The organism is Nocardioides sp. LHG3406-4, assembly GCF_049897745.1.
Taxonomy (GTDB): Bacteria; Actinomycetota; Actinomycetes; order Propionibacteriales; family Nocardioidaceae; genus Nocardioides.
This window is the reverse complement of the sequence record NZ_JAFCWV010000008.1, coordinates 11789-26870: the sequence shown is the minus strand read 5'-3', so window position 1 is coordinate 26870 and position 15082 is coordinate 11789. Positions and strand designations below refer to the sequence as shown.

Below are 15082 nucleotides of genomic sequence, written 5' to 3'. Positions count from 1 at the left end.
GGTCGCTCCTGTCGTTGGTGGTGTGGGGTCTCTGTGGGCGGGCTTCAGGACAGCCGGGTCACCGATCTGAACGCCGTCAGCGCCCGGTCGACGTCGTCGTCGCTCAGGGCGGCCGAGGCCTGCACCCGGAGCCGAGCCGTGCCGCGCGGCACGACCGGGTAGGCGAACGGCGTGACCAGGACGCCCTCGTCGAGGAGTGCGTCGCCGAGATGCCTGGCGCGGGACTCCTCCCCCACGATGCAGGGGATGATGGCGCTCTCCCCGGCCAGGACCTCCAGGTCGAGCTCGGACAGACCGGCGCGCAGTCGCTCGGTCACCGTCCGGAGGCGGGCCAGCAGGGACGGGTCCTCGCGGAGCCGCCCGATGGCCCGCAGCGAGCCGGCGGCCACGCCCGGGGGAACGGGGTTGGAGAAGATGTAGGGACGAGCGTGGCGGCGCAGCACCCGGGCGAGGTCTGCGGATCCGGCGACGAAACCGCCCGCCGCGCCACCCAGCGCCTTGCCCAGCGTGCCCGTGACGGCGTCGACCTCGCCCAGCACCCCGAGCTGCTCCGTGGTGCCCCGCCCGTGCTCCCCCAGCACGCCCGTCGCGTGCGAGTCGTCGACGACCAGGAAGGCACCGTGGCGCCGGCACAGGTCCACCAGGTCGGGCAGCGGCGCCAGGTCGCCCTCCATGCTGAAGACCCCGTCGGTGACGACGATCGCCTGGTCCCGCAGGGGGTGGGAGGTCAGGAGCTCACGGAGCGCGTCCAGGTCGGCGTGCGGGTAGACCTGCTTCGCCCCGGCGCGCGCCAGGCGCACGCCGTCGATGATGCTCGCGTGGTTGAGCTCGTCGGAGCAGATCAGGGTCTGCTTGTCGGCGAGGGTGGCGAGCACTGCATGGTTGGCCGTCGAGCACGAGGAGAACGTCACGGCCGCCGCGGTGCCGACCAGCTCGGCCAAAGCCGCCTCCAGCGCCAGGTGCACAGGGGTCGTCCCAGCGATGAAGCGGGCCGCCGCGCTGCCGGCGCCGTACTCGTGGACGGCCGCGACCGTCGCGGCCACGACGTCGGGATCGCTCGCCAGCCCGAGGTAGTTGTTGCTGCACAGCACCACCAGGGGGTCCTCGCGGCCGGCGAAGCGCGCCCGACCGCTCATCGGTGACTCGACGACCGGCTCGGGGACCACGCCCTCCTCCTCGATCTGAGCGGCCGTCGCCGCGACCAGGTCGCCGATGCTCATCGCGGCGCCCCGTCCAGGCCGAGGATGCGCTGGGCGTTGCCGCCCAGGATCGCGTCCGCCTCCGCCGTGGTGATCTCCACGCCGTGCTCCGCAGCCAGGCCGGGCAGGTCGGAGAAGACCTCCACCCAGGCTCGGAGCCCCATCGTCTCGGCCAGCCCGGGGAAGTCGCTGCCGAACAGCACGCGGTCCAGGCCGATCTCCTGCTTCATCCGGCCCAGTGCCTTGACGAACCCGGCTCGGTCGAACTGGTAGGTCCACTGCCACATGGACAGCTCGAGGTAGACGTTGGGCTTCCAGAAGGCGATGTTGAGGGCCTCCTCCCACCAGCAGCGCTGGCCGGCGTGCTGCATCACGATCGTCGTGCCGGGGAAGTCGGCGGCGACCGGGTCGAGGTTGACCGGGCGCGCCGTGTGGCTCACCAGCGGGCTCGCCATCGGACCGGTGTGTACGACGACCGGGACCCCGCGGCTGCCGGCCAGCTCGAAGAACGGGCGGCACTCCTCGGCGCCCGGGTCGAAGCCGGTGCCGGGGTGCAGCTTCAGGCCCCGCATGCCCCACTCGTCCAGCCCCCGCCGGAACAGGTCGAGCGCCTGCGGCCGCCGGGGGTCGACGCCCGCGAAGGGCACGATCCGGCCCGGATGGCTGCGGGCGAGCTCGGCGATCGCGCGGTTCTCGTCCTCGACGCTCAGCGCGGACTCACCGAGGCGCAGGCCGTAGTCGCCGAGGAAGACCACGGACACGTCGATGCCGGCCTCGTCCATCTCGGCGATGATCGTCGCGCCCCGGGAGTCGACGTCCGGGAGGCCCTCGGAGCCGAGCTCCTGCGCCGTCTCGGCGTCGAGCACCTGCACCGACGAGCGGGCGGCCTCGCGACGCACGGACGCATATCGCTCGACGACGGACCACAGGTGCCGGTGCAGGTCGATGATCATCGCGACTCCCTCGTCAGCTCCACGGCCCGCGCGACGCGCAGGACGGTCCGGTCGTCGTGGCGGCGGCCCACCACCTGGAAGCCCACCGGGAGCCCGTCGACGTCGCCGCACGGCACGGTCACGGCCGGATGACCGGTGAAGTCGAAGGCCGCGGTGTTGGCGACGATGTCGGTCAGCCGCAGGCCGCCGCCTCCGAAGACCTTCAGGTCGACGGCCTCCGCCTCGTCGGCCGGCTCGGTGAACCGCGGTGCGACGTCGGGGGTGGTCGGCATCACCAGGGCGTCGAGGCCGGCCAGCGCCTCGTCGTAGCAGGCGGCGAGCTCGGGGCGGAGATTCTGGGCGCGGGGGTAGAGCCCACCGTCGTAGCGCCGGCGGAGGTACTCCCCCGCGACGACGTTCTGCTTGAGGTTCAGCGGGAGCTCGGCGGCGTGCGGCAGCAGTCGGGTCAGCTGCTGCACCAGGGACGCGTCGTACCAGCCGGTGTGGAAGGCGGCGCCGAAGCCCGTCTGTGCCATCAGGTGGGTCCCGGCGAGCCAGATCGCGAGCCAGGCGGTGGCGGCGTCGGCGTGCCGCGGCACCGACACCTGCCGCACCTCGTGGCCCTGGCGAGCGAGCGCCTCAATGGTCTCCTCGACGGCCCAGCATACGCCGGGCCCGGTCGTGGCAGGGAGGCCTTCGGCGAGTACGCCGAGCCGCAGTCGCGTCGGCGGCTCCGCGACCGCGGCGGCGTACCCGGGCGGGTCGATCCCCTCCGGCTGGCGGGCGTCGAGGCCGTCGCGTCCCGCGATGACGTCGAGCACCGTGGCGACCTCGGCGACGGTCCTGGCCATCGGCCCGACGAAGTCGATGGTCGGGTCCGCGCCGGCGATGCCGGTGTGCGGCACCAGCCCGAAGCTGGGCTTGAGCCCGACCACGCCGCACCAGGCGGCCGGGATGCGGATCGACCCTCCCTGGTCGCCGCCGAGCGCCGCGTCGACCGCGCCGCTGGCGACCGCAGCCGCGGAGCCGGACGACGAGCCACCGGTCTCGCGGGTCTGGTCGGCGGGGTTGAGGGTCCGTCCGTAGCCGCTGGGAACGTCGCCGAGGGAGAACTCGTAGAGGTTGGTCTTGCCGACGATGGTCGCCCCGGCCGCCAGCAGCCGCGCGGCGACCGTCGCGTCGTACTCCGGCACGTGGCCGGCCAGCGCCCGGGAGCCCAGGGTCATCGGCACGCCGGCGAGCGCGATGTTGTCCTTGAGCGCGAGCGTGCGGCCGCTCAGCGGCCCCGTCCCTCCGGTGCGCACCTCGCAGCGATGGATGAAGAGGCCGAGCGGGTCGGACTCGGGGGTCGGCGCCCACCAGGCCCGGTCCCCGGCGCCGGCCGCCAGCTGCTGAGGGACCTGCTCGGAGCTGTCGACCGCGAACAGCTCACCGAGGCCCTCGACCTGGGTCACCAGGCGGTCGAGGTAGACGTCGACCTCGGCGTCGGTCAGCTGCCACCCGAGGTCGGCCGCGATCTCACGGACCGCCTCGCGGGTCACCGTCGACGCGCTCACTCCACCTCCAAGTGGACGAGGTCGGCGGCCGGCAGCGTCACGTCGACCCGGTCGCCGGGCGCGGCCTCGGCCCGGCCGGCCGTGGCGACGACGGTCTGGTCGTCGTCGAGCACGACGATGTGGTCGGTGACCGCTCCGCGGTAGGTGACCTGCCGGACCTGGCCGGGGAGGCTCAGGGCGTCGGCCGACGACGAGGCGCCCAGCACCACCCGCTCGGCGCGGATCGCCACCTCCGACGACCCGTCGGTCGCCGCGCCCCCGGGCAGGCCGGTCGTGCCCTCGGGCAGCAGCCGGTGGGGCAGCCGGAGGACGTTGAACCCGCGGAAGAACGACGCGATGAAGCGCGTGCGCGGGTGCTCGAAGAGCGTCGCGGGCACGTCGCACTGCACGCACGCCCCGTCCCGGAAGACGGCCACCCGGTCGCTCATCGTGAGCGCCTCCTCCTGGTCGTGGGTGACGTAGAGGAAGGTGGTCTCGGTCTCCTGCTGGATCCGGCGGAGCTCCAGCTGCATCTCGCGGCGTACCTTCTCGTCCAGCGCCGCCAGCGGCTCGTCGAGCAGCAGCACGGCCGGGCCGGAGGCGAGGGCGCGGGCCAGGGCCACGCGCTGGCGCTGGCCGCCACTGAGCGTCGTGACGCTGCGCGGACCGAACCCCGGGAGCTTCACGACGTCGAGCAGTCGCTCGACCTCGGAGCGGATGTAGGACGCGGGGCGGCGCTGCATCTTCATCCCGTAGGCGATGTTGCCGGTCACGTCCAGGTGCGGGAACAGGGCGTAGTCCTGGAACACCATGCCGACGTTGCGCTTCCACGGGGGTACGCCGGAGACGTCCGCGCCGGCGATCCGGATGGTCCCCCCGTCGGGTCGCGCCAGCCCGGCGACCAGTCGCATGGCGGTCGTCTTGCCCGACCCGCTGGGGCCGAGGAGCGTGAAGAACTCGCCCGAGGCGATGGTCAGGCTGACCTGGTCGACGGCCCGGACGCTGCCGAAGGAGCAGGTGACGTCGACGAGCTCGACGGCCGGCACGGTCGTCGTCTCCGCGGTCTCGACGGTCGATGGCGAGGCGGTCATGTCAGGCCGGCCTTCCCGAGCCGACCGGGATGCCCGGCGCCGGCTCAGCTGGGGTGGCGAGCGCGTCGGGCGGGACATCGACCCGACGGCTCCTGAGCGAGACGACCACCAGGAAGATCCCGATGATGCCGGCGGTGGCCAGGATCATGATCGACATCAGCGCGTACAGGCTCGGGTTGATGCCGACGTCGAGGTAGGTGGCCCAGATGTAGGTCTGGATGGTGTTGAAGGGCCCCTGCACGAGGCTGGTCCTGATGGTCTCGTTGAGCGACAGCACCATCGAGAACACCGCGCCCCCGACGACGCCGGAGCGGATGATCGGGAGCTCGACGGTCCAGAACGCCCGCACGGGCGTCGCTCCGCTCATGTACGCCGCCTCGATCAGCCGCTCCTCGAACGTCGACATGCTCGTGATGACGATCAGGAAGGCGAACGGCAGGCAGTAGCAGACCTGCACCAGGACCATGGAGAGCAGCGACGGCTCCAGGCCGACGTACTTGAAGAACATCGCCGAGGAGAGGCCCGCGCTCACGGCCGGCACGAACAACGGCATCAACAGCGCCACGATGAGGACCCGCGGGATCCGCGAGCGCCTGATCGCCAGCCCCGCCACCAGTGCGAGCAGTGCGGTGGCGACCCCGACGATGACGGCCAGCTGGACCGAGCGCTGCACCGCGTCGGAGATGACCAGGTCCTGCGCGAGCTCGCGGTAGTGCAGCCACGTCCCCTCGCCGTCCGAGACCTCGATGGACTTCAGGAACGGCGGGACGAGCGGGACGTAGAGGAGCACCACGACGGCCAGGCAGAGCGCCACGACCAGGCGGCGCCCGAGCGGGCGACCGGTCATGAGCGCCGCTCCCAGCCCACGGCCTTGCCCAGCAGGGTCCGTACGTCGAAGGCCAGCACCCAGATCACCAGCAGCACCGACATCACGAGCACGACGACGCTCGAGATGGCCGCGGCGAGGGGGTAGTTCAGCGAGCTCAGTGACGCGGAGATCGTGTTCCCGACGAGGTGGAAGGAGCCGCCCCCCAGGATCGCGGGCACGGCGCTGTCCCCGAAGGCGCCCACGAAGCAGAAGATCACGGCGGCGAAGACGCCGGGCATCGACAGCGGCAGGATCACCCGGGTCAGGGTGCGGCGCGGCGAGCCGCCCAGGGTGTGGCTCGCCTCGATGAGGTTGCGCGGGATCCCGCTCAGGGAGAGCCAGATCGGGAACACCATGAAGGGCATGTACGCCGTGAAGAGACCGAGCGCGACGGCGAACTTGGAGAACAGCAGCCAGTCGAGCGGGGTGTCGACCAGACCCACGTCGATGAGGAGGCGGTTCACGACGCCGTCGCGCCCCAGGATCTGCACCCAGGAGACCTCGCGGATGATGTAGTTGACCAGGAACGGGAACGCGAACGCCATCAGGAACAGCTGCGTGACCGCGGCCCGTGCCCGGAAGGCCAGGTAGTAGGCGATCGGGTAGCTCACCAGCAGGCCGACCACGGTGGTCACGGCCGCGAGCACCAGGCTGCGCTGCAGGGTGGCGATGCGGGCCGCGTCGAAGAACTGCTCGTAGGCGGAGGTCGTGAACGCCGGCTCGATCCAGAAGCCGTTCGACCTCCAGGTGCTCCACACGATGGTGAGGGCGAGTGGGGCGAAGAAGAAGACGAGCAGGAAGACCCAGGGCAGGCTGTAGCCGATGCCCCTGCCGGCGCGGGCCCCCGTGCGCGTCACTGCTCGCGAAGTGGCCATGGATCAGGAGGCGGTGAACCGCGCCCACTCGGTCTGGTAGGCCTCGACGTTGTCGGGCCAGCGGTTCTGCCAGGTGCCGCCCTGCTCGAACTTCTTCTTCACGCGCTCGCTGATGTCCTTGATCTTGGCGACGTCGTCGGCGGTGAACTCGTCGGAGTGCGCCTCGGCGTAGGTCAGGGCCTCGGGGTTGGTCAGGTAGCCCTGCTTCAGGGTGATGGTCGCGCCGTACCAGCCGCTGCCCATGAAGTCCATCAGCTCGTACGCCGCATCCTCGGTGGCGTCCTTGCTCGCCGGGTTGTTGACGAGGTAGGCGACGTAGGCCCACAGCAGCCAGCCCTCCTGGGGCTCGGCGTACACCGCCTTCACGCCCTTGGCCTGGGCGGCGATGGCGATCGGCTCCCAGCAGTCGATCACCTTCACCTCCTTGTCCGTCAGGAGCGAGACGGCCTGGTCGAAGCTGGTCCAGATGGCTCGGAACTGGCCGGCCTTCTTCAGGTCGACCAGGAAGTCGACCACCGTGGTGATCTCGTCCGTGGTCATGTTGGCCGGGTCGCCGATCTCCGCCTGCCCACTGGACTTCAGGTAGAGCGCGGCCTTCTGGCCGGCGGTGGTGAAGTTGTCCTCGAGCGCGACCTGCCCCCGCCACTGGGGGTCGAAGAGCGCCCCATAGCTGTCGAGCGGTCCCGTCTCGTCCTCCACGTAGGCGAAGGAGTCGCCCTGAAGCACGGTCGGGTAGCCGTAGAACTTGTCCTCGTAGCCGATGAACGCGAAGCCCGCGTCGCCCTCGGGGAAGTAGCTCGAGATGAACTCGTTCTTGCCCCAGTTGGGGAGCCGGTCGGTGTCGAGGGGTCGGATGAGGTCGTTCTGCACCAGCGGCTTCTGCATCCCGCCCACGCAGTCCATGACGTGGTACTTCCCGGTGCCGCCCGACTGCAGCACGTTCACGACCTGGGCGGGCGCGTTCCCGATCGCGACCAGGTTGACCTTCCAGTCGTACTCGCTCTCGAACTTCGACCAGTCCCCCGGGTCGCCGACACCGAGGTCGGCGAGGTTGAGGGTGGCGTTCGAGCTGGAGCCGCCGCCACCACCGCCGCCGCACGCGGCCAGCAGCGAGGCGGCGCCGGTGCCGACCGCGAGTGCGGCGGTTCCCTGGAGCAGACGACGACGGCTGAGATAGTGGTTCGAGTCCATGCGAGCCTCCCGGCGCCTCGATCGCCTCTGGCGATGTCGAGAAGATTGGACGATGCTGGAGGGGGTCACCCCCGGGCGGTGTCTATCTTGTTGAACAGTCTGCCTACTGAACCAGACATGCTCCCCGGTCGTCAACGGTCCCGCGAGCTCGGCTGGTCGAGGGTCATCAGCGCCGAGCCGGGTACGGCGGCCAGCAGCGTCCGGGTGTAGTCGTGCTGCGGATCGGCGAACATCGCGACGGTGTCCCCCGACTCGACCAGGTCGCCGCGGTAGAGCACCGCCGTGCGGTCACAGACCTGCCGGACCACAGCCAGGTTGTGGGAGATGAAGAGCATCGTCAGGTCCAGCTCCTCCCGCAGCTGGACGAGCAGTGCGAGGATCTCGGCCTGGACCGAGACGTCCAGGGCCGAGGTGATCTCGTCGGCGATCACGACCTGTGGCTCGACGGCCAGGGCGCGCGCGATGGCGACCCGCTGGCGTTGGCCGCCGGAGAACTCGTGCGGGTAGCGGACCAGGCTGTCGGCGTCCAGCTTGACGGCCTCCAGCCAGTGCACGATCCGGTCGCGATGCCTGCCCACGCTGGCCCTGACCGGGTCCAGCGCCTCCGCCATCGTCTCCCCGATCGTGCGCCGAGGACTCAGCGACGAGTAGGGATCCTGGGGGATCAGCTGCAGCCGACGGCGTGCGACGGCCTGGTCTCCGTGGCCCAGGGTGCCCAGGTCGACCCCGCCGAGGAGGATCCGCCCGGCGCTCGGGGTCACGATGCCCACCGCGGCCTTCGCGATCGTTGACTTGCCCGACCCGGACTCGCCGACCAGCCCGACGGTGTGGCCGACGGGCACGTCGATGGAGACGCGGCGTACGGCGGTGACCGCCTTGGCGCCGTGCCCGAAGGTGACGGAGAGGTCGTCGATCTCGAGCGCCGGAATCGCCGCGACCGCACTCATCGTCCGCCTCCGACCTGGTCGGTGATCCGCGGCGTCGCGGCGATGAGGCGCTTCGTGTACGGGTGGCTCACCTCGCCCTTCCTCAGCTGCTCCGCGGACAGCACCTCCACCACGTGGCCGTCCTTCATCACCAGCACCCGGTCGCAGAGCATCTCGACCACGCTGATGTCGTGGGAGATGAAGAGCATCGCCATCGTCGACTCGCGGTTGAGGCGCCGGAGCTCGCGCAGGATCTCCGCCTGCACGGTGACGTCCAGCGCCGTCGTCGGCTCGTCGGCGATGAGCAGCCGCGGCGAGACGGCGATGGCGGAGGCGATCATGGCGCGCTGCCGCATCCCACCGGACAGCTCGTGGGGGTGCTGACGCAGCCGCCGGGCCGGGTCGACCATGTGCACGGCCTCCAACGCGCGCAGGATCGCCGTACGCGCCTCCCGCCGGGAGAGGCCGTGATGGGTGCGCAGCACCTCGGTGAGCTGGCTGCCCATCCGCAGCGCGGGGTTGAAGGTCGTGCCGGGGTCCTGGTAGATCAGCGAGATCGTGGTGGCCAGCTGCCGGCGCGAGGGCGCCGCAGCCAGGTCGAGGTCGCCGACCCGGAGCCGGCGTGCCTGCGCGGCCAGCGAGTCGGGCAGCAGCCGTGCCAGCGACATCGCTGTCAGCGACTTGCCGGAGCCGGACTCGCCGACCACGCCGAGCACCTCGCCCTCGGCTATCGTGAAGGAGACGCCGTGCAGGAGCTCCCTGCCGTCGGCGGTCGTGACCCGGAGGTCCTCCACCTCCACGAACCCGGTCCCGGGCTCGCCGGTGGCTGCCGGCTGACGACGCGGCCGCTCGGCGCGCTGCGCCGATGCCCGGGGGTCGGCTGCCGCGGCGAGCCCGTCGCCGATGAGCATCGCGGCGAGGATGGTCAGCACGATCATCACGGCCGGCCCGACGACCTGCTCGGGGCGCGTGTAGATCGCAGGCAGGGCGTCGACGAGGAGCTTGCCGTAGTCGTAGTCGGGCGACTGCACGCCGAGGCCGATGAAGGACAGCCCCGAGACCTCGATCAGCGCGACGCTGAACCCGGACGCCGTGAGCACCAGGATCGGCTCGGCGATGTTGGGCAGGACGTGCCGCAGCACGAGCCGGCGCGCGGGCACGCCGAGCAGCCGTGCGGTCACCACGAAGTCGCGGCGGGACACGTTGGACGCGAAGTTCGCGGCCAGCCGGGCGAAGATCGGGATCCCCGCGATGCCGATCCCGATGACGATGGCGACGGCACCGGCGCCCAGGATCGCGGTGATGATGAGCGCCACCAGCAGGCCCGGGAAGCAGATCGCGGTCTCCAGCACCCGCAGGCAGAGCTCGCGGATCCGGCGCGGTGCGACCCAGATCGCCGCACCGAGCAGCACCCCGCAGCCCACGGAGATGGCGGTGGCCGCGGCGGTGAGGATGAGCGTGAGCCGGGTGGCCACCAGCGACCGGGCCACCATGTCGCGACCGAACTCGTCGGTGCCGAGCCAGTGCGCGGCGGACATGCCGGCGCTCGCGTCGGACGACAGCCCGTTGGCGCGTTCCGAGAGCACCATGGGCGCCACGATCGCGATCAGCACGAGCACGCCCGCGAGGCTGAGCCCGAAGACCAGGCCGAACGTCCAGCGGAACGACCTGGCCCGCTCGACCGGGTCGGGCAGCCGGCCCTCGTCGAGGAGCTCAGTCATGACGGCCTCCCAGGGTGCGCGGGTCGATCAGGCCGAGGACGACGTCCACGAGCAGCGTGATGAGGGCGGCCACGATTCCGAGGACCAGGATGATGCCCTGGATCACCGGGTAGTCCTTGGTGAGGATCGCCTGCACGATGCCCAGGCCCAGGCCGGGCCAGCCGAAGACGGTCTCCACCACGATCGCGCTGCCGAGCATGGAGGTGAGGATGAGACCGCTCATGGTCAGGGTGCTGGTGAGCAGGCTCGGCAGCAGGTAGCGGCCGTAGAGCCGCCACCCCGGGAGCCGCCACCCACGAGCGGTGCGGAAGTAGTCGTTCTCGAGCACGACCCCGGTCTCGCGGCGTACGACGCGGGCGACGACGCAGATCGGGCCGACGGCGAGCGCGAGGATCGGCAGCACGTACGACTCCGCCGGGCTGGTGCGCGAGTACGCCGGCGGCAGGACCGCCAGGGTGACCGCGAAGATCAGCACCAGGAAGGTCGCCATGACGTACTGCGGGACCGCCGAGACGAGGCCGGAGCCGAAGCCGAACACCCGGTCGAGCCACCGGTGGCGAACACCTCGCGTCAGCACGCCGACAGCCATGCCGAGCGGGACGGCGACGAGCAGCACGAGCACCATCGCGGGGACGGCGATGCCGACCGTGTAGGGCAGTCGGGCGCTGAGCAGGTCGGTCACCGGCTGCGACTGGGAGAAGGAGTCGCCGAGGTCGCCTTGCACCAGGCCGGCCACGTAGTGACCGAGCTGGGCGGGCAGTGCCTCATTCAGCCCCAGCTGGGCTCGGACGTCCTCGATCTGCTGCAGCGAGGCGTCCGGGCCCGCGACGCTGACGGCCGGGTCGCCGGGGATCAGCCGCACCATGAAGAACGTCACGAGCACCAGCACCACGACGGTGCCGAGCAGTCCGAGCAGCCGCTTCAGGCTGAAGGCGAGCCACGGCGACGGACCGGACCGGCCGCGCCGCAGCCGCGGAGCCGGAGCTGGGTCCGGCACGCGCTGTGGCAGCTGGCCGGTCCGGTCGGTCGCCGTCATGTGGTCTCCTCGCCGGTCGGCAGGGTCAGTCGGAGATGCGGAGCGTCGTGTAGTCGATCGTGTCGTTGGGCGCACGCAGGGTGACGTCGCCCGACGAGATCAGCAGCCAGGTGATGCCGGCCATCGGCACCACGTCGTCGCGCTCGAGCATCGTCTTCTGCGCGGTCTGGTAGGCCGCGCACTGCTCGTCGGGGTCGACCGTCGACAGCGCCTTCTTCAGCGCCTCGGCGCCCTCGGCGTTGTCGTTGCCCGGGATGTTGCGGCCGCCGTCCTCGATCGCAGGACCCATCACCCGGTCCAGGGACGCGCTGATGACCTTCAGCGAGTTCAGGTCACCCTGGATGGTCAGGTCCCAGTCGCCACTGGGGTCGTTGATCGTGCTGGCCCAGGTGGCGTTGTCCACCGTGTCGAGCTTGACGTCCGCGCCGGCGTCGGTGAGCACCTGCTGGATGTACTCCGCGGCCTTGCCGTCACCACCGAAGGAATTGGAGGCGATGATCTTGATCGAGGCGCCGTCCAGCACCGATGCGGCCGCGGCGGGATCGAGTGGCTCGATGAGCGACTCGTCGGTGTTGACGCACCGGTAGCTGGAGGGCACCACGGAGTTGAACAGCTCTCCCTCGCCATTGGAGAAGATCTGGTTGAAGGCGTCCCGGTCGATGGCCCGGGCCACGGCCTGCCGGGCCGGCTGGTTGTCCGCGAAGTAGTGCCCGGGCCGCTCGTTGAACATCACGTAGCCGTTGGCGAAGGTGATGAGCTCCTTGTTCTGGTCCGAGCTGTCGGCGAAGCGCTCGATCGACTCTCCGCCGAGCAGGGCGAAGTCGAGATCCCCACTGAGCATCTTGTTGGAGGAGGTGGCGTCGTCGGTGGCCATCGAGAAGACGATCTCGGGAGGCGGGGTGCCCTCCAGAGGAGTGGCGTACTCCGGCCAGGCGTCGTAGTCGTCGCGAAGCTTGAAGGTGTAGCTCACCCCAGCCTTCGACTCCGCCAGCGTGTAGGGCCCCGAGGCAGCGCCCTCGGCGGTGCCCTGGGCGAGTGCCTTCGGGTCGTCGAGGCCGGCGGGACACACGATGCCGGACTGCGGGATGGCCAGGCCGGCGACCAGGTTGACGTACGGCGCGGCGGTCTTGATCGTGACCACGGAGGCGTCGTCGTCGGCGGTGATGGTCGGCTTGCCCGGTCCGAACACCAGCGGGGCCGAGACGTGGTTGCCGGCGCTCTGGTCGGCGAAGTAGTTCAGCGAGTCCGCCACGAGGCCCGCGGTGATCTTCGTGCCGTCTGCGCACGTGGCGTCGTCGCGGATCGTGAAGACGTACTCGGAGGCGGACTTCGCCTCCCAGTCGGTGGCGAGGCCGCCGACGTAGGTGGCGTTCTCGTCGTTGTGGACGAGCGTGTCGAACATCAGGGCGTTCGCGACGTAGTCGTCCCGCGCGGTGGCCCGCGCCGGGTCGAAGGAGGTGGGGGCGGAGACGAACTCCCCGCTGACGGTGCGCGACCCGCCGCCTCCACCGCCGGCGTCGCTGCTGCCGCCGCCGCAGGCGGCGAGGGATGCGCCCAACGTGATGACGATGCACGTCACGCCAAGCCTCGTGGTCAGTGTCATTGGCTCTCCTGGTGGCTGGTGGGTCCCGGATCCGGGCGACAGACGCCGCGGCGGGGCTTACGGGCGAGGTACGACGGGCAGCACGACCTGCGAGGGGTGTTCCCGGGACAGGTGCACGGTGTTGCGGGTGACGCGGGTGTGCGTGTGGCGACCGAGCGGTTCGCCGGTGTTGGGGTTGGTGTCGAAGCGGGGGAAGTTGCTGCTCGAGATGTCGAGGCGGATCCGGTGACCGCGGGCGAAGAGGTTGCTGGTCGGTGCCAGCGGGATCTCGATCGGGTACACCTCCCCGGGCGTCATCAGCTCCTCGGTGCGCCACCCGTTGCGGAACCGGAGACGGAGGATCGAGTCGACCAGTCCGAGGTGGTAGCCGTCGGGGTAGTCCTCGCTGGGCGGGTAGACGTCGACGAGCTTGGCGGTGATGTCGGTGTCGGGCGTCTCGGAGGAGACCCAGAGCCGGACCACGCAGGTGCCGGTGACCTCGACGTCATCGGTCAGCGGGGCCGTCGAGAAGACGAGTACGTCGGGCCGGGCGGCCAAGGGACCGAACGGCGGCTGGCCGCCGAGCAGACCCGGGGTCTCTGCCTGGTGGAAGCCGCCGGCCGGCACGATGTCGCGCATCCGGGTGTACCAGGGCACGTACTCCAGCTGGCCGCTCGGGATGCCCGTGTCGATGAGCTCGCAGTAGCTGGCGATGTTGCCGCCCACGCTCGGCACCGGCCGCTCCGGGTCGAACTGGAACGAGGCGCTCGCTCCGTCGTCCTCGACCGGATCGGTGCCCAGCCCGGAGTCGGGCTGGAGGTACCACGTCTGGTGGTCGGCGCGGGCGATCGGCCACGCCTCCTCGCTGCGCCAGGCGCCGCCGTGGAAGAGGTTGCCGGCGGCAGTGCGGTGACCACCCCCGCCACCCATCACGAAGATCTGGACCGGCGCCTCGGTGGAGATGCCGTCGTCGGCGTCGTTGAGCGTGTACTCGGCCCACCGCAGCGCCTCCTCCTGATACCTCTCCCGGCCCCAGGCGGCCTCCGGGCCGAAGTCGGCGTCGCCTACCACGCTGCCGCCGTTGCGCATCGTGCCGTGCCCCCACGGGCCAAGCACCAGACGCTGCAGGTGTGATCCCTGTGCGGTCATCGCCTGGAAGTAGCGGACGATCTCCCCGGCGAAGGGGTCCCACCATCCGCCGCTGAAGGTGGCGGGGACGTCGGCGTGCTTCCCCCAGTGCGGCTCCTGGTTGAGCGCCGGCCGGTCCCACCACTCGTCGTAGGCGCCCCGCCAGTAGGCCTCGAAGAAGGTCTCCTCCAGGGCCGGGAACTGCGCGAGCGCCGTCTGGCCCTTTTTGAGCGGCAGCTGGCTGATCGTCTGAGACGTGGTGCGCAGGCCGCGCTCGATGGCGGCCATCGCGGTCGGGCTCGCATGCTTGTCCTGGTAGGCGTGCATCGAGATGGCGCCGTAGAGCTGGAGCGCGAAGGCCCCGCCCTCCCGGGCGGTGCTGGCGTACAGGTTGGTCGGCCCGACGTCCGGCCAGATCGCCGTCAGGTGTGGGGGAGCCAGGATGGCGGCGGTCTGCTGGACGATCGCGCCGTGGGAGCTGCCGAACATCCCGATCCTCCCGTTGCACCAGGGCTGGTCGGCGACCCACTCGATGGTGTCGTAGCCGTCCTCGCCCTCGAGCGGGTTGAAGATGTGGCGGTAGTCGTCACCCTCCGAGCGGTAGCGGCCCCGGATGTCCTGGACCACCACGGCGTACCCGCGCGGGGTCAGGAAGCGGACGAACGAGTCGACCCACAGCCTGGCATTGGTCTTGTCGTACGACGTGCGCGCCAGGACGGTCGGGAACGCACCCGCCACGGCGGCCCCATCACGGGCCGGCCGGTGGATGTCCGTGGCGAGAAGGGTGCCGTCGCGCATGGGCACCATGACGTCGGACGCGGTGAGGATGCCGTACTCGGCTGCGGTCATCGGTGCAGGGCCCCCTATGGATGGTGCTGTGGATGATGCGGAAGTCAGAGCTGCCGTAGCTGGTCGGTGCCGGGCCTAGCTCGCTGCCTGGCCCGCGCTCGCGTTCCCAGCCGCCCACCGCACCCGGCCCGGTCGACACGGCACCGATG

12 protein-coding genes are annotated in these 15082 nt (G+C 70.9%); all 12 read right to left on the bottom strand.

Annotated features, from left to right (window positions below):
• Window positions 1-44: 44 nt before the first annotated feature.
• A complete protein-coding gene (locus tag ACP7BP_RS20885; RefSeq protein ID WP_426247563.1) occupies window positions 45-1220 on the bottom strand; it encodes an aminotransferase class I/II-fold pyridoxal phosphate-dependent enzyme in 1176 nt (391 codons plus the stop codon).
• Window positions 1217-2152: an amidohydrolase family protein gene (locus ACP7BP_RS20880; RefSeq protein WP_426247562.1), complete on the bottom strand. Its 936-nt coding sequence runs from the start codon at window positions 2150-2152 to the stop codon at window positions 1217-1219. The genes ACP7BP_RS20885 and ACP7BP_RS20880 overlap by 4 nt, the downstream gene beginning before the upstream one ends.
• A complete protein-coding gene (locus tag ACP7BP_RS20875) occupies window positions 2149-3687 on the bottom strand; it encodes an amidase family protein (RefSeq protein ID WP_426247561.1) in 1539 nt (512 codons plus the stop codon). Before ACP7BP_RS20875 ends, ACP7BP_RS20880 begins: the two co-directional genes overlap by 4 nt.
• Window positions 3684-4757, bottom strand: a complete 1074-nt coding sequence (locus ACP7BP_RS20870) for an ABC transporter ATP-binding protein (protein ID WP_426247560.1) — start codon at window positions 4755-4757, stop codon at window positions 3684-3686. Before ACP7BP_RS20870 ends, ACP7BP_RS20875 begins: the two co-directional genes overlap by 4 nt.
• Window position 4758: 1 nt before the next feature.
• The gene (locus ACP7BP_RS20865) at window positions 4759-5604 is read right to left on the bottom strand and encodes an ABC transporter permease (protein WP_426247559.1); all 846 of its coding nucleotides are present in this window, start codon (window positions 5602-5604) and stop codon (window positions 4759-4761) included.
• On the bottom strand, window positions 5601-6500 hold the full coding sequence (locus tag ACP7BP_RS20860; RefSeq protein ID WP_426247557.1) for an ABC transporter permease: 900 nt from the start codon (window positions 6498-6500) through the stop codon (window positions 5601-5603). Before ACP7BP_RS20860 ends, ACP7BP_RS20865 begins: the two co-directional genes overlap by 4 nt.
• Window positions 6501-6503: 3 nt before the next feature.
• Window positions 6504-7691 (bottom strand): ABC transporter substrate-binding protein, encoded by a 1188-nt coding sequence (locus ACP7BP_RS20855; protein ID WP_426247555.1) that lies wholly within the window; start codon window positions 7689-7691, stop codon window positions 6504-6506.
• A 131-nt stretch (window positions 7692-7822) separates the two neighbouring features.
• Complete coding sequence (locus ACP7BP_RS20850) at window positions 7823-8638, bottom strand: ABC transporter ATP-binding protein (RefSeq protein WP_426247553.1); 816 nt, start codon at window positions 8636-8638, stop codon at window positions 7823-7825.
• The gene (locus ACP7BP_RS20845) at window positions 8635-10338 is read right to left on the bottom strand and encodes a dipeptide/oligopeptide/nickel ABC transporter permease/ATP-binding protein (RefSeq protein WP_426247551.1); all 1704 of its coding nucleotides are present in this window, start codon (window positions 10336-10338) and stop codon (window positions 8635-8637) included. Before ACP7BP_RS20845 ends, ACP7BP_RS20850 begins: the two co-directional genes overlap by 4 nt.
• Window positions 10331-11374 (bottom strand): ABC transporter permease, encoded by a 1044-nt coding sequence (locus tag ACP7BP_RS20840; protein WP_426247550.1) that lies wholly within the window; start codon window positions 11372-11374, stop codon window positions 10331-10333. The genes ACP7BP_RS20845 and ACP7BP_RS20840 overlap by 8 nt, the downstream gene beginning before the upstream one ends.
• 25 nt (window positions 11375-11399) lie before the next feature.
• Window positions 11400-12953, bottom strand: coding sequence for an ABC transporter substrate-binding protein (locus ACP7BP_RS20835; RefSeq protein ID WP_426247548.1), 1554 nt, complete (start codon window positions 12951-12953; stop codon window positions 11400-11402).
• 81 nt (window positions 12954-13034) lie between these two features.
• Window positions 13035-14933: a CocE/NonD family hydrolase gene (locus tag ACP7BP_RS20830; RefSeq protein WP_426247547.1), complete on the bottom strand. Its 1899-nt coding sequence runs from the start codon at window positions 14931-14933 to the stop codon at window positions 13035-13037.
• Window positions 14934-15082: the final 149 nt, after the last annotated feature.